This window comes from Paenibacillus sp. BSR1-1 (assembly GCF_030403775.1).
GTDB lineage: Bacteria > Bacillota > Bacilli > Bacillales > Cytobacillaceae > Neobacillus.
The window spans coordinates 23,108-43,636 of sequence record NZ_JAQMWQ010000013.1; the positions used below are offsets into that span (position 1 = coordinate 23,108).

Genomic DNA, 20,529 nt, shown 5'->3' on the forward strand with positions numbered 1-20,529 from the left:
CAATATGAAAGTACTAATTATCTGGCGCCTGCTAACAGTTGGTGGAGTTAATGCCGGTTGGCGGAATCGCGCCATTTATTTTAAGCAACATGGAATTGAAACGGAATTTCTTTACACCACTGATCACGGTGGGCTGCACATCATGCAGGATGTAGCTCCTGTTTATTTAACAAAAGATGAAACGATTATCATTAATTTGATTAAGAAAAATGGGTACGATGCCATTATTGTTGTGGACACAGGGGCTGCTTTCAAATGGATAAAAAAAGCAAAGTTTAAAGGGCCTGTCATTGTTGAAGCGCGCACACCAGAACTCATCAAACTGCAGCCGCATTTAAAAAATTTCAGAGGTATCCAACCAGTATCCATTATCGTCCCTTCCCACTATCAAAAGCGGTTAGTTTCCATCCTGACGGAAGATATCCCTATCCAAGTAATATACAATGGAGTAGATACTTCCTTCTTTCGCCCTTTAGCAATAGAGGAGATCGATTATTCCACTCCACCAATGCCTGCCGCTAATAAAAAAATCATCGGATGGATTGGCCGAGTGGATAAGCGTAAAAACTGGCCGATGCTGGTAGAAGTCGCCAAAACGATTAAAAGAGAACGCGATGATGTAGAAATTTGGCTCATTGGTGGTGCACAAAGCGTGCAACGTGAAGAATTTGCAGCGGCATGGGAAGAGGAGCAGCTTACTGATATTATTAAGTGGTTCCCAGTCATCCCCTATCAGCAAATGCCTCATGTCTATTCGAAAATCCGCGAATCAGGCGGCTGTACCCTTGCCACCACTAAAACCGAATCCTTTGGAAATACCTTTATAGAATCGATGATATGCGGTGTACCTGTTGTCGCTTCTCATTTCATGCCAATCTCAGAAATCGTTGTCCATGGAAAGACCGGATTGCTTTTTCAAGGGCACAATGTCCAAGAGGCAGTCGATCAGCTGTACCAAATCCTAGATAACCGAAATCTACATCAACAAATGTCAGAAGCAGCGATTGAGCATGTCCAACAAAAGTTTGCTATTCAAGTTGTGGCGGATCAATACGTCGACTTTTTAAAAAGGCTTATAGAAAACGATAACGAAGCAGATCGTGAGGTGAATTCTCCATGATCGAACCAATTGCCTATGTAAGGCTGCTGGAGGGGAAATCGAATGCTCACCTGATTAAATTTAATGACGGAAAAGACTATGTAGTTAAATATTTTCAACCTGGTTTCGAAAAATCGCTGCCGAATGAGTGGATTGCATACAGTTTAGCGCGATACCTAGGTCTTCCGATTCCCTTCGCCCGATTAGTAGAAATACCAGAAGAATTCTCCTCTGAAGTCCCACAACTCGCACAGCTGAATTTTTCTAAAACACAGTTTGCCTCCCTTTTCGTTCCAAGGTGTTCTAATGGCCATCAGGTGTGTAAAGTAGACGAAATTAGCAATCACCACTCTCTAGCTGCCATCATTTTATTCGACTATTGGCTGTACAATCGCGATCGGACACTCAAAAACATCCTTTTACATGAAGAAAATCCAAATTCCTTTCATTTGCGAGTCATCGATCATGCAGAAATATTTGGTTCTTACTGCTGGGCGCTGCCCGATTTGTCCAAGCTCCCTGCAAAAATCATGAAAAGCCGGACACACCAACTAATGGCACTATTTATTGAAGACAAAGAAGCCTTCGGTGAAGGGCTTGAAATCATTCAGAGGATTCCAACCTTTTTAATTGAAGAAATCGTTTCCTTAATACCTGAAGACTGGAATGTGCCGCAGGAGGAAAAAAAGGCAATCGTTAACGCGCTGGTTCACCGGCGGAAAAAATACCTGCCTCGATTAATCGATAAATTCATTCATAAGGTCTATCTGCCGCTGCATGAAAAAAATGAATGAATTACACTCGAGGTAAAGGAATATTCCGTACACATTTTACATGTTTTTAATAATAGGTTAATAGTGTGACCGAAGGCTGTCCATTTGAATAAAAAGAGATCCACATCCCCTCTGGGTTTGTGGATCTCTTCTGAATTTTATTGCATAATAATGACTTTTACTGTTCTTCTGCCCCATGCTAACGCTTGGGATTGGCTTGGCATAAACACGTCGATTTTGTGTCCTTTGATAGCGCCGCCCGTATCGCCTGCAATAGCTTCGCCATAGCCCTCTACCCATACTTTACTGCCTAGAGGGATGACACTTGGGTCAACAGCAATTATTTTCAGGTTTGGATTGGCCTTTAAATTGTAGCCCATCGTAGTTATACCTGAACATCCCGCACAGGACGCAGTATATGCGGATGCCGATACATACATCTCTTTACCCTTAACTGCTGCCGCTGGTTTACTTTGAGCTGGAGCTGATACTGGCTGCGCTTTTGCCGGTGCTGTTTCACTGGCAATCTTCGCTTGGATGTCTTTCATCTGTGATTCAATGCCGGCCTTTTCCTGCTCGGCTAGTGCCATTTGCTGTACAATTTGACTTAATTTTTGCTGCATGGCTGTTAAAGCTTGCTGTCTCTTTTGAAGATTTTGATTAAGCTCAGCCTGTTGCTTCGCAAGTACGTTTTGATCTTCTTCTAATTTCTGTTCTTGTCTATCAATCTCTTTTTTATCGTCTTCAATCTTCTGAAGATCTTCTTTTTGTGCTGTTAAAATATCTTTATCCGCATCCATTAAAGCTGACGCAGCACTTGCACGCTGAATGAATTCAGAGATGCTGTCAGATTCGAAGAAAAGGTTAATCACAAGGCTCACGCTATCGTTCTGCTGAAGCGCTACTGCTCTTTGCTTCATAATCCCTTTACGGGCAAGAATTTTATCCTCAAGGGCAACGATTTCCTCTTTCTTCTTTTCGATCAACTGGTTGGTTGCATCTATTTTCTTTTGTGTATTAGCCATGGATTCTTTGTTTTGTGTAATAAATGTATATAGAGATTGCAATTCTTGCTGAATTTGTTCGATCTCTTTATTAACGGTTTGCTTTTCTTGTGCTTTCTGCTCTACTAATTTTTGCTGCTGCTGAAGCTGCTGCTTCGCATTATGTAGGGCTTGGCTATTGGTTTGTGCATATGTAACTATTGTCCCAGTTTCACATAATACCAATGTAAGTAACACGAGAATGATACGCTTAATTGTCGTTTGCATACGTTTTCTCCCTTCCTTAGTACTATAGTTATACCAGAACAATGTACCAGTTATGTTACAAATAGATTAAAAGAGTATCACAAATTGTCATAATACAATGGAAAGTGTCAATTCTGTGTCATAACAGTGTCATCTTTTCGAACTTGGAATATTAAATATATGTATCTTCAGCTTCATCTTTCTCCAGTCCCTTCTCCTCAGACAAAACGCGCACCTTTTTTCTCTTCCGTACACTTGTTTTTCCACTCGGGAAAATGCTTAAGAAGGACACCTTATCACCTTCTTTGACGGCAAAGTGGTGAAAAAGGTCGAACACTTCTGTTTCAGTTAAATGGCGGTGACGGGAAAAAATTTTTAGTGATTTCTTTTGGTAGATAAGATGAATGTTGGAATCATAGAAGTGGATTTGAATGTTTGCCTTGCTGTCAAGCGGGATAGATTGATAGGATGGGGTCTTAGGTGATTTCAGTGACTGATTTGAAAGTAGGATGGCATCGTAAAAGCTGGGTTTTCTTGTGAACTGCAGGTTTTTCTTACTCTTTTTTTCTCCGATAAAAATTAATGAATTTCTACTCTTCAAACAAAATCCCCCTAAATATTACATTTATATACATTATTCGACGATAATTTATCTCTTTCCTTCCAGGTGCCTGCAAAAAGTTAAAAAAATCATAAAGCTTAAACATCAAAGAAGCCGCTGACACGTGTTCAGCGGCTTCTTCTAAAAAAACAGGGGGGTTTTTCATTTAGTTTACCCAAAGGATTATTTTTTATACAAAAAAAATTCCGGCAATCAACGGCTACCGGAATTCAGAATTGGGGATGGCTTCGAAGATAGGATTGATTTTCTTATACTGGGGAAATCGTTGGTCAGCTTATGGGAAAAGGAGTGTTTTTCGAGCTTTTATGCGGGTAATTGGAGTGGATTCTAAGGGGGCCTCTTTCCCTGATTTCAAGCTGCTCCTCCATAATGAGGCATTCCAGCTGACTAACGCGCTTTTGTAGGCTGTCGACATTTTGATTGGCTTTTCCAACCATTTTGATCAAACTTTCCAGCAGCTGTTCTAAGTTGGCAGCATCTTTATTGTTAAAATCCAATGGAGACTTCCTCCCTTTTTTGCTCTGGCTTTGGATCATGACTTTGTACTGGCTCAGGGGCCGAACCTCGGCCTTGTTCCGGCACAAACTCATGTCTCAGCTCTGGAACTGTATCGCGCCTTTGTTCCGGCGCAGCTTCACGTCTTTCCTCAGGTATCACCTCGTGCTGGGGCTTAGCGCTTAAAAAGCGTACAGACTCCGCGATCACTTCAGTAACGTATACTCTCTTTCCCTCTTTTTCATAATGGCGGGTCTGCAGCCGGCCAGTTACCCCCAACACCGCTCCCTTTCGACAATATTTGCAGGTATTTTCGGCAGCATTCCGCCAAAGGGTGCACTGGACAAAATCGGCTTCAATCTCTCCATTGTGGTTGCGATAGTGGCGATTTACCGCCAGCGTGATATGCGCAACATTCGTCCCTTCCGTCGTTTTTCTTAATTCCGGATCCCTCGTCAGCCTGCCGACAATAGTGACTTGATTGATCATGTTTTCAACTCCTTCGCATTTGATGGTTTCATCATAGCTCCGGGCCCGCCGCATGTAAAACCGCCTTAAGGGCTTTTTCGAGACAGTTTTTGCTCGAAAAACGGTTTTTCAAGGGGGTTTTTGTCAAAGAAAGCTGTTCGTTTTTCAAAAAAAACTGATATTCCTCATTTCGACAAATATTTTTCGACATTTGCTTTTTTTTAGCGTATGTTATAATTAGGAAAAATAAACACAGGAGGTTATGATGAAATCGTTTAAGTTATTCTCGTTGGAAGTTGTGGAAGATGACACTTCGGTTGAAGTCCCGTTAGAAGATGGCTTGATTCTCAATAAAGAAGACGACCGCTCCACCTGGCTGATGGAGGCTTATACCGATCTCTCCCTCTATGATTATTTCAAAAACATTTTCGAGCAAAAACGCGACATCATTGTCGAAGCAGTTATCACCAAAAAGGAGAACGCGCCTGCGTATTTCCAAACAACAATTAGCTCGTTAACGAAATTTGAAAAGCACATCAGCGTCTTATTTGAAGGCCATCTGCGCCGCAATAAAAGCGACTACTCCGAGCTCTTGCTCGAAAATCTGCTCCAAAAAGGACTTTCAGGCCAGGCCCTTCTTAATGAATTCAAGGAAAAGATGAAGAGCAAGCCAAAGCTTAAAGTGAAGAACACCTAGACTGCGGCCAGTCCTCGGACTGGTTTTTAAAAGGAAAGAAGGGACAAGCCGCTCAGGCTGTCCCTTCTTCTTATTCATCTTTATTATCTGCGTCGTGGCGGTCAATATCATCCTCAATTATTTCTTCTCGAGGAGTATTATTGTCCTTGCCTGGGTCTTTGTCCGTAGGTGTGTTTTTATCCTCGGATTCCGGAAAGTGGTTCCGGTCAATGACATTATTGTCGTTCAAATCATTGTTACGGTTATTCAAGTTATTGTTACGGTTATTCAAATTATTTTCATATCTGTCATTAACCCCATCATTGTCCAAATCGTTATCAATTCTGTTATTGGTTGGCGGCGGAGGATTCATATCATTTTTCGTATTGGTATTACAACCTGTTAACCCAAGCAACATTGCAGATAGGATCGACCCTGAAAGCAGTAATGATATCTTTTTCTTCAAGGCAGAAAGCCCCTTTCAACTAAAATTTGACCTTTTGGTCTGCTATTAGTTTCTCCAGGGGACCGAGAATATTTTATGGAACTTTTTTGAAAAAAAAAAACAACCGGGAGCCCCGGTCGTTTCCTGAAATTTATTCTTTTTTGTCGCCTAAGGCAAAAGTGATTTCCGCTTCGCAGGCGACTTCGCCATCAACGGATGCAACGGCTTTCCCTTTTCCGATCGGCCCGCGCAGACGGATGATTTCCACTTCAAGACGAAGCTGGTCTCCAGGTTTTACTTGCTTTTTAAAGCGACAGCCGTCTATTCCTGCAAAAAAGGCTAACCGGCCGCGGTTCTCTTCTTTTTTCAACATGGCCACTGCCCCGACCTGTGCAAGTGCTTCGACGATTAATACACCCGGCATTACTGGATAATCAGGAAAATGGCCATTGAAAAATTCTTCATTGGCGGTAACATTTTTAATGCCCACCGCACGAACGCCTTCTTCCACTTCTAAAATGCGGTCTACCAACAAAAATGGGTATCGGTGCGGAATAATTTCTTTAATTTGATCGATATCAAGCATAGAATTAGTACCTCCTACTAGTAGCTCGTATTTATTTTCTATTCTATACTTAAGGTACACAAAAAGGAAGGGAATTAGCTCCCTTCCTCTCATTTATTTTTTATCAACTAAATCACGGATATGTGTCCAAGTGGATTCTTTAAATACATCTGCTGCCTTCCCGCCTCCAAGTACGCCGTAGCCGACGATTGCTCCAGCCATGAGGCTGATAAAGACGAACACGACCAACAGAACTAAACGAAGCCAAATCGGTATCAGACGGATCCTGACCCGTTCCTTCCCTTTTGGGGCTGCGGCTTTTGTATTCTGCGGCTTCACTTCTGTCATTTCTTCCTTTACGTTTTGAACCGCTTTTTTATATTCTTCTCTCGTTCGCACTTGATGTTGGTTTAGATTATTTACAGACATGCTTATTTCCCCTTTAACCGAATTCCGTCATTCGCCTTCGGAATCAGTGAGTTAATACATATTATGTCACATTTATTCTATTATAAAAAATTATTCATCATTACACATTAACTTTTTACAGGAAAAAGTCAATTCATGTTAAAAAAACGCGAAAAATGGGGAATTTTATATATAATTTTTACATCGCACGATATTATGCGTTAGTATAATTAAGGATTTTCGAGGAGTCTTCGCGACTTCCGCTCCAATCAACTGTTAAAAATTATTATCACGGAATTATAAAAAATAAAAAAAGTCCAATGGATGAGGCTTTTTCTGGCCTGCACATTAGACTTTTCATGGTAAGATGTCATACAACCTAAGTTAGAAAAAAACACCAACTTTCGGTCGCAGGTCGTGGTCAGTATCCGATCATCCAAATTTCCGGTTCGGAATCCGATCGATGTTATCAAGCATGATACCTGTTCCGATTGCAACGCAGTCCATTGGATTTTCAGCCACAAGAACTGGAACCTTTAGTTCATCTGCAAGCAGCATGTCGATGCCGTGCAGCAATGCTCCGCCTCCGGTCAGAATGACACCGCGGTCAATGATGTCGGCTGAAAGCTCAGGCGGTGTACGCTCAAGGACACTTTTGGCAGCCTGAACGATAACGGCCACGGATTCGCGCAATGAGCCTTCGATTTCTTCGGAACGAACGGTAATTGTGCGAGGCAGACCGCTCACCATGTCACGGCCGCGAATTTCCATTTCTTCCGAACGTGAACCTGGGAATACAGTACCGATGTTGATTTTAATATTTTCCGCTGTGCGCTCACCAATCAACAGCTTGTACTCGCGCTTGATGTAGTTGAGGATTTCCATATCGAACTTGTCGCCGGCCATTTTGATGGAGGAAGAAGTCACGATATCGCCCATTGAAAGCACTGCAACATCTGTCGTTCCTCCCCCGATGTCCACTACCATATTGCCGCTTGGCTGGAAGATGTCCATCCCTGCGCCAATCGCAGCCACCTTAGGCTCCTCTTCTAGATAGACCTTTTTCCCGCCGCTCTTTTCAGCAGCCTCACGGATCGCTTTTTGCTCAACACTTGTAATATTGGTTGGGCAGCAAATCAAAATGCGCGGCTTGGATAAAAAACCTTTTACATTAAGTTTATTAATAAAATGTTTTAACATTGCTTCTGTAACGTCAAAGTCAGCAATAACACCATCCTTAAGCGGGCGAATCGCGACAATATTTCCTGGTGTACGTCCGACCATGCGGCGGGCTTCTTCACCGACGGCAAGAACTTTGTTTGTATTTTTGTCAATGGCAACGACAGAAGGCTCGTTTAATACGATTCCACGGCCTTTTACGTGAATCAGCACGTTAGCCGTTCCTAAATCAATCCCAATATCCCTTGCAAACATTCTCTTTTCTTTCCTCCTCAGAGCGGAATTCCACATTCTTTTCCTAATTGTCTATTGTAACATATTCATTACAATTTCCATAACAATATAAAAAAATAACGTAGAATTTTGCAGAAATATGACAGCTATGGGAAGAATACAAGAGAACACCTTGGAATTCGTTCGTTTCTTGTGAAAATCTCGCTAGAAAGTTTAATCTCCTTTAAAACAAAAGTGATGTTTGAAACGAGGTTCAAACATCAAGAAATTAGCTATTTTCGAAAAGGATCATGGCTTACTTGACAGCCTCTCCTTCCTTTTCTTCTTTTTGATACTTCATTTTTGTCGCCTCGCCGCCCCGGAGATGACGAATCGATTTATGATAATCTAATATTTCCTTTACTTCGTTTGCCAGCTCTGGATTAATTTCAGGTAGTCTCTCTGTCAAATCCTTATGGACTGTACTTTTGGATACGCCAAACTCCTTCGCAATCACGCGAACCGTTTTCCTCGTCTCCACGATATACTTTCCAATCTTGATAGTTCTCTCTTTGATGTAATCGTGCACACTCTCGCCCTCCCTAAATTGGATGTGAGTAGTGTGAAATGAGACCCGCTTATCACTTCGACCAATTCTGCTTCCGCATGGTGTGTTTTTCTGTGGTGTCAGGCACCACAAAAAGACATTTTCGCCATTTTGTCCATCTGTGGCGGACGCTCACACTTATTATGAAGTGGCACCATGCGGCAGAAAGTAATGTACCTTCTGATTATACAATGAATAATCATGTCCCCGGCTGAATTCCCGCTAACTACAAACGACTCTTCACCTCAAACACTCTCTTTGTAAAGGTTTGTAACAGTTTATTAGCTTGGATACGGGTTTATGCACAAAATCCCCAATCGGGACAAGGCTTTTCGGAAATTTTTTGAAAAATGGGACACCTTCCACTTTTTCGACAATCTTGTAGTATTGCCCAAACCCGCTTGTTGCCAAGGTTTTTTTAGGAAATACAATCATTGCTGCCATTATTTCCTGAGAAATTTGTCGAGCAAAAAATTATTCAAAAGTGGCAATTTTGTAGTCAGAAACGGTGTTTCTCCTCATTTTCTACCCCAAAATCCCTCAATTTTTTTGCCTTCGCCTTCGACCACTTCGACCAAAATGATAAACTCCTTTATAATAAGTTTATGCTGCCTTTGAAAGGAATATTGCCGTGACTCCCTTTACTGAAAATGTAGTAGAAATCATTCGAAATATCCCTGCTGGAAAAGTTATGACCTATGGACAAATAGCCGCGTTGGCCGGCAGTCCCAGGGCAGCGCGGCAAGTCGTCCGCATCCTTCATTCCATGAGTAAAAAGCATCGCCTGCCCTGGCACCGTGTCATCAACGCCAAGGGGCAAATCGCTCTCCAGGACGAGGAATCCTACCAGGAGCAATTGTGGTCGCTCGAAGCTGAAGGGATAGAAGTGGGCCTGAATGGAGTAATCGACTTGAAAATATATCAATATATGCCGGTTGAATCATAGCTCCCTAAAATTCACACAGGTGGTTTCACCTGTGCGGATATTTCACCGGCATATCGGCATATCGGCATACGATATACGGTGCAGCCGACCAAAAAACCAACCCGCAGCACGGATTGGTTTTTGGCCACCTCACTTTATTTTCATAAAAATGTTTTTCACCATTTTAACCGGCATCTGCGAACCGCCCCTGCCCTGAACTCCCTCAACCAGCATCGCCACCATCAGTTTCGGTGAATTGGTGTTGTAGGCGATAAACCAGCCGTTTTCTGTGCCGGTTTCGCCTTGCTTCTGCTTAATCTCAGCCGTGCCCGTTTTTCCAGCCAACGGATAGTCGGTCATATCGGCAGCATGCCCCGTACCTCCAGCATCCGCCACAACCTTTCTTAAATCAGCCGCTACGATTCCTGCATGCTCACTTGAGACCACCGCTTCCCGCCATACCTGGCTCCGCTGCTCTTCATCCAATAGAATCGGCTTAATCATATTGCCACCATTCATAAATGGAGTATAAGAGGCCATTAAATGAACAATGCTCATTTGAATCTGCCCTTGTCCGTAGCCTGTATCGCCTAGCGATATGTCGCTTTCCAGGGCACCAATTCTCGAAGTTTCAAGCGGATACGGATATGACAGTTCTTCCTCAAAGCCAAACTTTTTCAGCCCGCTCGCAAACGCATCCTTGCCCGTTTTCAACGCCGCCTGGGCGAAATAAATATTGTCCGAAAACACGAATGCCTTCTCTAAATTAATCGGACTGCCTTCGTGCACCCGTGTCACGAAATAGCCGCCCCAAGAAGCATCCTTTTGCCATTTCTTCCCGAGGATTTGCACCGTATCGCCTGGCGATATGGCCCCGCTCTCTAGTCCCACAGAGGCGGTTATAGCCTTCATAACAGATCCAGGCGCATAAGCCTGTTTAAACCGTGTCGTCAGCGGTTTTTTGGCATCCTCCTGCAGCGCCTTCCACTCATCCGCTGAAAACCCTAGCGCGGCTTGGTTAGGGTCAAACGACGGACTGCTGACAAGTGACAGCGTCTCGCCGCTAACAGGATTCATCGCTGCGGCTGCGCCGGCTTCACCGGCCATCTCGTCAAAGATCGTCTTCTGCGTCCCGCCGTCGATCGTCAGCTTAACATCCTTCCCATCCACCACAGGCTTTTCCGCAAGCACTTCCTCCGAGCCGGAGCTGGAGCCAGTGTCATTACTCCCAGCCTTCTTTTTAATCACGATTTTAACACCACTCGTTCCCTTCAATTGCTCATCCAGCACCTGTTCGAGCCCTCGTTTGCCAATTACATCACGGCTTGTATAACCCAAGTCCTTTCGCTTCTCCAGCTCATCTGCAGTAATCGGCCCAACGTACCCGATTAACTGTGCCGCAGCCTGGCCAAAAGGATAAATCCTCGCGTCTACTTTCCGCGTTTTGACTGGCTCAAGTGCGACCAGCTGGGCAACCCGCTCCGTGTCATCCATCGATACTTTCTTCAGCGGCACAAATAAACCAGGTTTCACCCAGCTTGCACTCAAAGCCTTATTGATTTGCTCCGGCGTCATTTTCAACAGAGGAGCAAGCTTCTCCATCACCTGCTCATTTACTTCCCCGGCCATCACGCCCACCTCATACACCTGGCCGTTCACCGCCAGCCCGTTGCCGTTCCGATCGAGAATCTCCCCGCGTTTGGGTGCAACTGTGATCAGGCCAATCGTGTCGCCATCCTTTAATTTTGGAAAAATATACTCTGTATTCCAGTCTACATACCAGTTTGTTTTTTCGTTGCGGTCTTCCTTTTGCAACTTCGCTGTTTGGGTAAATTGAATAGGTCCGGCCATACTGCTCATTTTAGCGGTAAAAGAATATTGGGCCTTCTCTTTATCGGCCTGTTTATCCTCTTTTGGTTTTTTGAAGTCAATCTTGAGGTCTTTAATCTGAAGGTCTTGGTAGATTTTTTGATAGCGGCTGATGAATTCCTCTTTGGTGATTTTCTGTTTCGCATCATTTGAAAGATAATCATACATCTTATCAAACCTCTGCTGATTCCATAGCGCTATGTAGTCCGAGAATCTGTCCTGGGGCTGCGGTTCTTTACTGCAGCCAGTTATAAACAGGGCAACGACCAAAAATACGAGAATGGCCCCCACTAATCTTTTCAAAAAAATCCCTCCTTTAACTACCATTCTAACATGGTGTCAGGCACCACAAAAAGACATTTCTACTGATTTGTCCACCACTGAAGGACACGTATGTTCGTATCTCAACAAACAGAAAAAAATCCAGTTTATTCGCTGGATTTGGGTTTTAATATGAATAGTTGAAATCCGTAGAGTGAGAGTGCGAAGCTTAGGGTTGTGTATAAAAGCTGCTTGGGTGTGATTCTGGTTAATTTATAGAGCCCTAGCTTTTCAAACAATGTATTGAGAGGATATAAGAGCATTGCATCCATGAAAAGATTGATCAAACTGTATAACCAAAATCTCCCGAAGCTCAAATGAAATATCCAGATCGTGCCGACAAAATACGGTCCAAAAATAAAGCTAAAGTCATTAAAGATTTTTTTAGACACGCCGCCTCTGACTCTCCACCATTTAAACTGAAAAGATAAAATACTTAGAACCAAGACCAATAAGGATGAAAAAGTTGCCACCGGTGTATATTTTTTACTGATTCTTTTGGTAGATAAAAGATAGTCAGCCAAGAAATAATGAGTAATCCCAAACGAATAATTGCTGGCATATTAATACCTCCATGAAGAATGTCTCCGAGTGGTTAGTTTTTCAAAAAATTTCATTTTTATCCTTAAAGACAAAAAAAGAGGAGAGTTCCCTCTTCCCCCTTTATAACAAAATTAAGAGTTTTTCTTGTCTTTTGAATCAGTAGATTGGTCTTCTTTATCAGAAGGAGTGTCATCAGACGCAGGATCTTCAATCATTTGATCATCTTGCTTTTGTTTTGGCATTTCCACTGACTCTGTGCTATCGTTCGATTGTGTGTCTTCCTGTAAAACGCTCAACGATTTGTTAAAGTAGTTTGTTGGGTTTACAGCCACGCCATCTTTACGAATTTCAAAATGTACATGCGTTCCAGCTTTTTCATTGAACAAGCTTTGTCCAGCCTTGGCAAGAACTTGTCCTTGTTTTACTTCGTCGCCAACCTTGACCTTAATCTCTTTTACGGATTGATATTGTGTTACAACCCCATTGTCGTGCTCGATTTCAATCACGTTTCCGAGAACAGCATCTTCTTCAACACGAGTAACCTTTCCGCTTAGTGATGCCAAAACGTCAAACGTTTCGCCATTTTTCACGGTAATGTCGACACCTGTACTTTGGTTATAGGTGTTATCGTAATATACTAAAGCTGCTTCTTGATCTTCTGGTTTTGCATTGAAATCATAGAATTTCGTTTTGATAACTGGAGCTTTTTCCATGGCCACCGGCATTTTGAAGTTTTCTAATGATTTGTTAACTTCAACAGCTGGAGCCTGGTTCTTTTTACCAGCGATATCAGTAGACTTGTAGTCGTACTTATCTGTTTTACTGCCGCTCGCTTGATACCAAAGAACTCCGGTTAAAATGATTGCTGCACTTGCGATATAGATGGCTGGAAAGACCCAACGCTTCTTAAAAAAGCGTTTTGTACTGGAACTTTGAGAAGATCGTTTGTTTTCTTCCTCTCTCATTTTCATCACCTCAGCAATCATTCTGAACAGATAAGTAGAATTATATACACTAGTCTGAAAAAATTTTTAAAACTTATTTTTCGACACTGAGGGAGTTTTTATGCATGAATGGGAAAAAAATTTTTTAGGGTGCTGTCCTCCGTTTAGTTGTATTTAATAGAGTAGACGATTTTACCTATTAATTACTCTTTTCGTATTCATTAAAAATTCCATTAAGACATTGTTTATGGGAATAACTGTGCAGCTTGGGAATGTACTTAGTTATGACGAGGTAGAAAATAAATTGTGCCTTTTTTGGTCCCTGTTGAGGTAAAGTCCAGTTTACGCAGGATTCGATTTGCACTTGTCGGGGATTCAATATGTAGGAATTCACGTAACTCCGAATTTGTAATCGAAGGCTTATATAGTAAGAAGTAATCGTAGATGGCTTTAATATGAGCTGTTTTTGATTTGCACTGGCAATTTGGACAAATCCACGACCCGTATGTATAGTCCATTGGTAAAAAGAGGCACTTCGGGCATTGGACTCCGGTGACGATATCTTTGTATGTAAGATGGAAGGAGCTGATGATATCGAAATTTTCAGGGGTATGGCCAGTTAACAGAAGACGTTTTACTCTACGTAGTTCTTTGGTATTTAATATCTCATTCTTATTACAGTTGGCTAATTGAGAGATTTTTTCAAGTAGTCCTTCACTATTGCAGATATATCGGAGGATCTGTTCGTTTCCACGTTCAGCTGTAATGGAGGCTTTACCGTTACTATTAACAAATATATGAAGAATCGGGATTTCTGGGAAATTATGCTTTTGAAGCCACTTTTTAAGTTTCATCGCCTGCAGCCTGGCTTGTAATACGGGATTCTTGATTCTTTCGTGTGTGCCGCTAACTTTTAAAGTAGTTTGATTTAAATATTTTTCAAAAAAGTACTCCCCTGTTCGATTCTTTACTTCAATTTCCAGCGCAAAGGCTGCCGCAAGGATTAAAAAATCTATTTGAAAAAAATACTTCCCAAATAGCAGTCGAATATTATGGAAAATAAGATATTTTTTATCGGGGAGCATACTTAAGTGAAATTCAAGCGATTTCTCTCCTTTGTATCCTGCCAGCCAATTCTTATATTCTTTTAATAGAGTTGGTCTGATTGGATGATTCGGGCTAATTCTCGGTTCGAGAGCCTCAAATTTTTGAATTCTCTCTGAAATCTCGCATTTTTTTGCAAACAATTGTATCATTCCTTTCATATTTTAAAAAATTCCCCCTCTCCAGCAAAAATCCTGCAAATTTCGACGTTCTTCTTTGTCCATTTGGTGAATTAAAGTTACCCTTTTTGGATGCCTGTTCATATATCGGTCAGTTTTTAAAGTTTATCGATCACTTTTGGGAGTTTATCGGTCACTTTCAACATTTTATCGGTCACTTCCCTTTTTCCAGCAGGACATCCGTCGAATAAGCCCAACAAAAAAACCAAAAAGCCAGGCATCCACGCGCCTGGCTCCAAAAACTATTTCTGCGCCGTTATCGTCGCCAGCATGTTTTCTGCTGAGGTGATTTCGACTCCCTTATAATAATGCTTCACAATCTCCTTATAATTCGAACCTTCCTCTGCCATTCCGTTCGCACCGTACTGACTCATCCCAACGCCATGCCCGAAGCCCTTCGTTGTGATGACAATGTTATTACCTTTTCGCTCCCAGGCGAAGTCGGAGGATTTTAAATCCAATTTGTCGCGTATTTCTTTCCCGCTGAAGACCTTACCGTTAAAATTCACCTTGCCCACCCGTTTTCCTGTTGTCCGTTCCACAATTTTACCAATCGTCCCGCTTGAACCAAGCTTTACCCCCAGCTTTGCTTCAAACTCCCGAACTGTCATCACTTTCTGGTTATTAAATTTAGGCGAATTTTTATCCCAGGGACTCGATACACTTCTTAAATAAGGAATGTTGCCGGACCAGTAGTCCTCAGAGTTTTCCGTATAGCCATTACTGGTGGAGAAAAACAACGCATCAATTGGTTTGCCTTCGTAAGTCAGAATTTGCCCGCTCGTTGACCTGACGGCCTCCAAAACCTTTTTCTTCTTCCAGTCATAGTCCTTGCCCCATGATTTTCTCTGCTCATCATCATTCATATACACTTGATTGTTTTGGGTGTCATTGACCTGAGCACCTTTTGGGACGCCGAGCTTATCCTTCGTTATCAATCTGTGAACGATATAGGTCCTTGCCGTCAGCGCCTGGGCCTTGAGTGCTTCCTCCTTGAAATCAGCCGGCATCTCAGCCGCAACAACTCCGACAAGGTAATCCTCTAATTGGACCTTTTCGATTTTTGACTTTGAAAAACGAAAGACAGCCACCTCCACCGCAGGATCTTTAGATGTGGACGTCACATCTGTTACCTTTCCAGGTGACTTGGATAGATTCTCGCCTAATTTTCCGCTTGCCTTATGTTCATCTGAAAAGGGTAATACAAGTACAGCGGGGATAATTAGAGTCAAGGCAATGAGGAATGCTGCTAGTGCGATGAATGGTTTGATTTTTTTCATGATTGTGCCTCCAGTTTGTAATTTGCAGCCGGACACACCGCCCGAATACATCTCACTTAAACATATGGAAGCGGACAAGCATTTATTACAGTTTTTTTGGCTTGATCGCACAGTGTCCATCACAGAAGAACAATTGTCCACAAACGGTGCCTGACACCACAAAAAGACAAATGTCCACGAGCGGTGCCTGACACCACAATGACACCACAATGACACCACAAAAACGAAAAAACCGAAGATTGCTACGGTGGTCAGATATCAGACCACAGTACACCAATCTTCGGTTTCCTCCAAACTCAAACTCAATTGTAAACTTAAAATAATATAATAAAACTAAGCATTCATATCCGAAACGTATTTCTGGACTTCGACGAAACTCTCGTCAACTTCTTTCACGCGCTCGATGTCTGCGCCTAACCCAGCTAATTTGCCGTGGAAATCCACGTAGCCGCGGTCTAAGTGCTTCAGCTCAGTCACACGTGTCACGCCTTCAGAAACCAAACCAGTCAAAATCAATGCAGCTGCTGCTCTTAGATCTGTCGCAGACACCTCTGCACCCTGTAAATTCGAAGGGCCATTTAAAATAACAGAACGGCCTTCAATTTTAATATCTGCATTCATGCGGCGGAATTCTTCAACGTGCATGAAACGATTCTCAAACACCGTTTCTGTAATCATCGAAGTTCCTTCAGCACGAAGCAATAAGGCCATCATTTGTGATTGCATATCTGTTGGGAAGCCCGGATGCGGCATCGTTTTAATGTCTACGGCCTTTAATCGATCAGGACCGATAACGCGGACGCCATCCTCTTCCTCATGAATTTCTACACCCATTTCTTCCATCTTTGCAATTAAGGAAGATAAATGTTCCGGAACTGCGCCCTTCACCAACACATTTCCTCCCGTAATCGCCGAAGCTACCATAAAGGTACCTGCTTCGATTCGGTCCGGAATAATGTTATGGTCTGCACCAAATAACACATCGACACCTTCGATTCGAAGAGTGCCCGTACCAGCGCCGCGTACCTTCGCGCCCATTTTGTTCAGGAAGTTTGCAAGATCAACGATTTCTGGTTCTTTTGCTACGTTTTCAATGATAGTCGTTCCAACCGCTAGGGTTGCCGCCATCATAATGTTTTCCGTTGCACCAACACTTGGGAAATCCAAGTAAATCTTGGCACCTTTCAAGCGGCCCTGTACCTCCGCTTCGATAAAGCCATTCCCTACCTTCACTGTCGCACCCATGGCTTCAAAGCCTTTTAAGTGCTGGTCGATAGGGCGGGATCCGATGGCACAACCACCTGGAAGAGCTACACGAGCCCGGCTATTACGTGCCAATAAAGATCCCATGACAAGGACAGACGCGCGCATTTTTCGAACGTATTCGAATGGCGCTTCATCTTTTAACTCTCTGGATGCATCAACAACAACTGTATTATTGTCAAATACCACTTCAGCATTTAAGTTGCGTAAAACTTCATTAATTGTGTATACATCGGAGAGTGTAGGTACATCACGAATTACACTTTTTCCATCACTTGCTAATAATGTTGCAGCGATAACAGGCAGGACGGCATTTTTTGCACCTTCTACTTTTACCGTTCCAGTAAGCCTTTGTCCGCCGCGGACGATGATCTTTTCCAAGAGTATTCCCCTCCGCGTCCATTTTCTCTATATTAATATTCAATCGTAATGATTGGTGTGCCAACTACGACGGTAGTTCCTGCGCCCAATCCTTCGGAGCGTATGCCAATTTGTAAATTCATGTTATTTTCTTTATTATCTATGGAGCCTGTAAACTGTGGCGATGATGCCGAAACAGACATGAAATTCTCCTCTTTTAACGCTTCGATCTCTGTTGCATTAAAGCTTGACATTAGCCTGTTTACTTCCTCAGGTAAAGCCGTATCAATCTTATCACTGAAAACGCCTTTCATACAAGAGAAAACTGTAGGTTTTCCTCGAAATATGTCAGATATCCTATTTTTGAATTGCTCGCTAGTGAAAAAGCCCTCTGACATCTTATTCCAATCTCTCCCGCTAACTCTATAAACTATATACGCATCGATAGGTTGTTTTGTGTGGGTTGCCATAATTTGAAGCATTTCACTGTGGTGTTTAGATGTTGGAGATACTGCTGTCACTTCCCGATATTCGCTAGTGTTTTTCATAGACCAATTCCACTCGGGAAACTTTTTTTGAAGCTTATCTACGTATTCCTGAACTTCCTTCTCACTCTTAAGGCCTGCCAGATGTTCTCGTGCATAATACGACCATTCATTGAGCAAAATATTTTCGGCTTGTAAAACAGAGCCGATTTTCGCCAAATCCTGTCCGCTGTTTTGAAAAATGGACGCTCTTCCGTCTGCTTTTTCTTTATTAAAAATATCCAGGCCGCCGTTTGCTTCAGTTGTTCGGTTCCCAATTACAACCAGAAAAAAACATAAAATTGAAACCATGCCTAAAAAAATCTTACTGTTTCTCTTCATCTCTCGACTCCCCCTTACTACCATTGTTTCCAAGGAAGAGCAGAGCATACTTGGGAAATGTCGTCACTTTTAGACAAGTTTCAATATCTATTAGGTGAAACAATGTACAAAGGTTTCATGTTCACTTTATCACATTAAATCACTTACTACTATTTTTTCCACACAAAGAGAATTGTACTCAAAATATGGACAAATGGGAACATGTACGAAGACCTAAATATTTTCCATTTTATCATATTTATTGTAAAATCATCGGCAGCTGCTGGGACCATTGCAGATAATCAAGGAAAAAGTTACTAACAGATGAACCGATGAAAATGGCTAATAATATGTACAGTAAACGCGCCTGGAACACATGGTTTGGCCGCAGCAGTTTCTCCAATCGGATGGCCTGCAGTGCCCACCATGAAAGCGCGATAAACACTAAGTGGGAGATAATGCTGATTAGCGCTATTTGGCCAAAATCATTTATCATCCTGGTACCTCCTTTTTCAATCCAAAGACTATTCTACCATATCGCCATTAAAAAGTTCGAGTAATTTCCTTTTTTTGGAGACTTTTTCTAAAAATTCCTTGCTGTTGATTTCCGCTTTTTGCGGGTCATCCAAGGAGTCTCTTCGTCATTTTACTCGAATCAACATGGTTACAAATTCAACTTTGACCTTAAACACAGCCAAAAAATTAACCGCCTAAACACCGTTCACTGCTGTTTAAACGCTGTTTAGGCAGTTAATTATCCTTACACTTCATTCCAAACCCTGTGCAAATTTAGTGGTACATATACTTTTTCTCCATGAATCTCACGGTGGATAATTGGTTCTTCAAAATAAGCCTCCAAACGGCGTGCAAGACTTATTTTTTGTCTTGCCATCCTTTGTCCTCCGATTAATTTTTCAAAGTTGATCTTGGAATATTTCATGTTCTTCCTCCTCCTTTTTAGGTGCAGGCCCCCAAGTAGGGAGCCTGCGAGCGAGACTAGTTAGGCTGTTTTTGAAGCGACAACAACTACTTTTCCGTGGTCCAATTCTTCCTCAAAGTGCTCGGCTTCATTAGTGGACAGACCCAATGATTCAAGCTTTGACCGTAATTCGTCACCGCGCGTCCGAAAAACGTTTGCCAGCGAATCCAGAACACCCTCCTCGGCGACACCGACATTGCTTATGTCGAGTTGATCCGTTAAATCCTCCGAGCGATGTTGGTCGTGCGCCAATAAATAAATCTCATCCTTTTTATAACCATCCATGATGAATTGTTCGATTTCTTTTCTTGCCTGTACCCCATTTTCAACTACTTTTACATGTTTCATTTTTCTTCCTCCTTTCGTGTTTACAGGTTATATAACCGCTTTTGAAAAATTAAAACCTATTTTTTTTAGGTTACTAATATAGCTAGCGTGGGTATATAAAAAGCAATTATATGGAGGTGGTAGGATGATGAAGAAATTGTTATGCAGGGATTGTGGGAATGCCGAATTTTATATGATTAATGTGAATGAAGCGCTGTGCAAATGTGGTCTGCGCTTAACCAAACTGAGCGATTATCGCTGGGAGAAGCCAAAAACGTGGAATGAGCATGTCGCCCAAAAACGCCAGGCTGAAAACATTTCTAACATCATTTTGTTAAGGCGCCAGATTGACAAATGCCTGGATGAACGTGATGAAGAAGGGTTTAAAAAGTTAACGGAAGAATTAAAGGCATGTCATGAATCTTTAAAAAATCACAAGATTGCACCAGCATCCAATGAGAAAAAATTTCAGGTTTAGCTTTTTATACTGCGGGTACTTAATTGAAAAGAAAGGAGAGATGATTCATGGGATTCATTTGGTCATTAATTATTGGAGGAGTCATCGGCTGGCTTGCCGGACTTATTCTTGGACGTGATGTGCCAGGAGGTATCATTGGTAATATTATCGCCGGCTTTGTCGGGGCATGGCTCGGTTCCATCATATTAGGCGGCTGGGGGCCGGTAATCGGTGGATTTTATGTCCTTCCAGCTCTCGTCGGGGCAATCGTGCTCGTATTTATCGTCAGCCTAATTTTTAAAAGTCTCAAACGCTCCGCCTAAAAAAGAAAGA

Annotated in this window: 23 protein-coding genes and 1 pseudogene; 6 read left to right on the forward strand and 18 right to left on the reverse strand. The window is 42.3% G+C overall.

The features are described 5' to 3' along the window. Positions 1 to 4 precede the first annotated feature (4 nt). Together PH210_RS17570 and PH210_RS17575 are read left to right on the forward strand one after the other, a co-directional pair. The gene (locus tag PH210_RS17570) at positions 5 to 1,120 is read left to right on the forward strand and encodes a glycosyltransferase family 4 protein (RefSeq protein ID WP_289987357.1); all 1,116 of its coding nucleotides are present in this window, start codon (positions 5 to 7) and stop codon (positions 1,118 to 1,120) included. Next, positions 1,117 to 1,893, forward strand: a complete 777-nt coding sequence (locus PH210_RS17575) for a HipA family kinase (RefSeq protein WP_289987358.1) — start codon at positions 1,117 to 1,119, stop codon at positions 1,891 to 1,893. Before PH210_RS17570 ends, PH210_RS17575 begins: the two co-directional genes overlap by 4 nt. A 137-nt stretch (positions 1,894 to 2,030) precedes the next feature. Here the strand turns inward: PH210_RS17575 and PH210_RS17580 are convergent, their stop codons facing one another. The 4 genes and pseudogenes from PH210_RS17580 to ssb all read right to left on the reverse strand — a co-directional run. Then, a complete protein-coding gene (locus PH210_RS17580) occupies positions 2,031 to 3,143 on the reverse strand; it encodes a 3D domain-containing protein (RefSeq protein ID WP_289987360.1) in 1,113 nt (370 codons plus the stop codon). Between the two features lie 151 nt (positions 3,144 to 3,294). Continuing rightward, positions 3,295 to 3,723 (reverse strand): hypothetical protein, encoded by a 429-nt coding sequence (locus PH210_RS17585; RefSeq protein ID WP_289987363.1) that lies wholly within the window; start codon positions 3,721 to 3,723, stop codon positions 3,295 to 3,297. A 290-nt stretch (positions 3,724 to 4,013) separates the two neighbouring features. Then, complete coding sequence (locus PH210_RS17590) at positions 4,014 to 4,241, reverse strand: hypothetical protein (RefSeq protein WP_289987364.1); 228 nt, start codon at positions 4,239 to 4,241, stop codon at positions 4,014 to 4,016. A gap of 139 nt (positions 4,242 to 4,380) precedes the next feature. Further along, positions 4,381 to 4,728, reverse strand: a pseudogene (ssb, locus tag PH210_RS17595) (single-stranded DNA-binding protein); the annotation flags it as partial. Positions 4,729 to 4,972: 244 nt separating this feature from the next. Between ssb and PH210_RS17600 the strand changes: the two are divergent. Next, positions 4,973 to 5,404 carry a YwpF-like family protein gene (locus PH210_RS17600; RefSeq protein ID WP_289987365.1) on the forward strand — a complete coding sequence of 144 codons (432 nt, stop codon included), beginning with the start codon at positions 4,973 to 4,975 and terminating at the stop codon, positions 5,402 to 5,404. Between the two features lie 70 nt (positions 5,405 to 5,474). Here the strand turns inward: PH210_RS17600 and PH210_RS17605 are convergent, their stop codons facing one another. The 5 genes from PH210_RS17605 to spoIIID form a co-directional block, all read right to left on the reverse strand. Continuing rightward, on the reverse strand, positions 5,475 to 5,849 hold the full coding sequence (locus tag PH210_RS17605; protein WP_289987366.1) for a hypothetical protein: 375 nt from the start codon (positions 5,847 to 5,849) through the stop codon (positions 5,475 to 5,477). Positions 5,850 to 5,979: 130 nt separating this feature from the next. Next, a complete protein-coding gene (gene fabZ / locus PH210_RS17610) occupies positions 5,980 to 6,414 on the reverse strand; it encodes a 3-hydroxyacyl-ACP dehydratase FabZ (protein ID WP_289987367.1) in 435 nt (144 codons plus the stop codon). 93 nt (positions 6,415 to 6,507) lie between these two features. Next, positions 6,508 to 6,822, reverse strand: coding sequence for a DNA-directed RNA polymerase subunit beta (locus PH210_RS17615; RefSeq protein WP_289987370.1), 315 nt, complete (start codon positions 6,820 to 6,822; stop codon positions 6,508 to 6,510). Positions 6,823 to 7,233: 411 nt separating this feature from the next. Beyond that, positions 7,234 to 8,235: a rod shape-determining protein gene (locus tag PH210_RS17620; RefSeq protein WP_289987371.1), complete on the reverse strand. Its 1,002-nt coding sequence runs from the start codon at positions 8,233 to 8,235 to the stop codon at positions 7,234 to 7,236. A gap of 274 nt (positions 8,236 to 8,509) precedes the next feature. Continuing rightward, positions 8,510 to 8,782 (reverse strand): sporulation transcriptional regulator SpoIIID, encoded by a 273-nt coding sequence (gene spoIIID / locus PH210_RS17625; protein ID WP_007086083.1) that lies wholly within the window; start codon positions 8,780 to 8,782, stop codon positions 8,510 to 8,512. Between the two features lie 649 nt (positions 8,783 to 9,431). Between spoIIID and PH210_RS17630 the strand changes: the two genes are divergently transcribed. After that, positions 9,432 to 9,746 carry an MGMT family protein gene (locus PH210_RS17630; RefSeq protein ID WP_289987380.1) on the forward strand — a complete coding sequence of 105 codons (315 nt, stop codon included), beginning with the start codon at positions 9,432 to 9,434 and terminating at the stop codon, positions 9,744 to 9,746. Positions 9,747 to 9,875: 129 nt separating this feature from the next. On the opposite strand, the gene PH210_RS17635 is transcribed toward PH210_RS17630, so the two are convergent. The 9 genes from PH210_RS17635 to PH210_RS17675 form a co-directional block, all read right to left on the reverse strand. Continuing rightward, positions 9,876 to 11,897, reverse strand: coding sequence for a penicillin-binding transpeptidase domain-containing protein (locus tag PH210_RS17635; RefSeq protein WP_289987382.1), 2,022 nt, complete (start codon positions 11,895 to 11,897; stop codon positions 9,876 to 9,878). A gap of 692 nt (positions 11,898 to 12,589) precedes the next feature. Then, positions 12,590 to 13,423 carry a stage II sporulation protein SpoIIQ gene (gene spoIIQ / locus PH210_RS17640; protein WP_289987548.1) on the reverse strand — a complete coding sequence of 278 codons (834 nt, stop codon included), beginning with the start codon at positions 13,421 to 13,423 and terminating at the stop codon, positions 12,590 to 12,592. A 257-nt stretch (positions 13,424 to 13,680) separates the two neighbouring features. After that, on the reverse strand, positions 13,681 to 14,667 hold the full coding sequence (locus PH210_RS17645) for a nuclease-related domain-containing protein (protein ID WP_289987384.1): 987 nt from the start codon (positions 14,665 to 14,667) through the stop codon (positions 13,681 to 13,683). A gap of 260 nt (positions 14,668 to 14,927) precedes the next feature. Beyond that, positions 14,928 to 15,965 carry a stage II sporulation protein D gene (gene spoIID, locus PH210_RS17650; protein ID WP_289987385.1) on the reverse strand — a complete coding sequence of 346 codons (1,038 nt, stop codon included), beginning with the start codon at positions 15,963 to 15,965 and terminating at the stop codon, positions 14,928 to 14,930. A gap of 333 nt (positions 15,966 to 16,298) precedes the next feature. Then, the gene (gene murA / locus PH210_RS17655; RefSeq protein WP_289987387.1) at positions 16,299 to 17,609 is read right to left on the reverse strand and encodes a UDP-N-acetylglucosamine 1-carboxyvinyltransferase; all 1,311 of its coding nucleotides are present in this window, start codon (positions 17,607 to 17,609) and stop codon (positions 16,299 to 16,301) included. A 32-nt stretch (positions 17,610 to 17,641) separates the two neighbouring features. Continuing rightward, entirely contained in the window at positions 17,642 to 18,454 is an 813-nt protein-coding gene (locus PH210_RS17660; protein WP_289987389.1) for a YwmB family TATA-box binding protein, read from the reverse strand. Between the two features lie 238 nt (positions 18,455 to 18,692). Further along, positions 18,693 to 18,929, reverse strand: a complete 237-nt coding sequence (locus tag PH210_RS17665) for a DUF1146 family protein (protein ID WP_289987391.1) — start codon at positions 18,927 to 18,929, stop codon at positions 18,693 to 18,695. 264 nt (positions 18,930 to 19,193) lie between these two features. Further along, positions 19,194 to 19,373: a hypothetical protein gene (locus PH210_RS17670; RefSeq protein ID WP_289987393.1), complete on the reverse strand. Its 180-nt coding sequence runs from the start codon at positions 19,371 to 19,373 to the stop codon at positions 19,194 to 19,196. Between the two features lie 60 nt (positions 19,374 to 19,433). Then, positions 19,434 to 19,760, reverse strand: a complete 327-nt coding sequence (locus PH210_RS17675) for a YflT domain-containing protein (RefSeq protein ID WP_289987395.1) — start codon at positions 19,758 to 19,760, stop codon at positions 19,434 to 19,436. Positions 19,761 to 19,884: 124 nt separating this feature from the next. Here PH210_RS17675 and PH210_RS17680 point away from each other — a divergent pair, with 124 nt between their 5' ends. Both PH210_RS17680 and PH210_RS17685 read left to right on the forward strand, forming a co-directional pair. Further along, positions 19,885 to 20,217, forward strand: a complete 333-nt coding sequence (locus PH210_RS17680) for an IDEAL domain-containing protein (RefSeq protein ID WP_289987396.1) — start codon at positions 19,885 to 19,887, stop codon at positions 20,215 to 20,217. Between the two features lie 47 nt (positions 20,218 to 20,264). Further along, positions 20,265 to 20,519, forward strand: a complete 255-nt coding sequence (locus PH210_RS17685) for a GlsB/YeaQ/YmgE family stress response membrane protein (protein ID WP_289987398.1) — start codon at positions 20,265 to 20,267, stop codon at positions 20,517 to 20,519. Positions 20,520 to 20,529 lie beyond the last annotated feature (10 nt).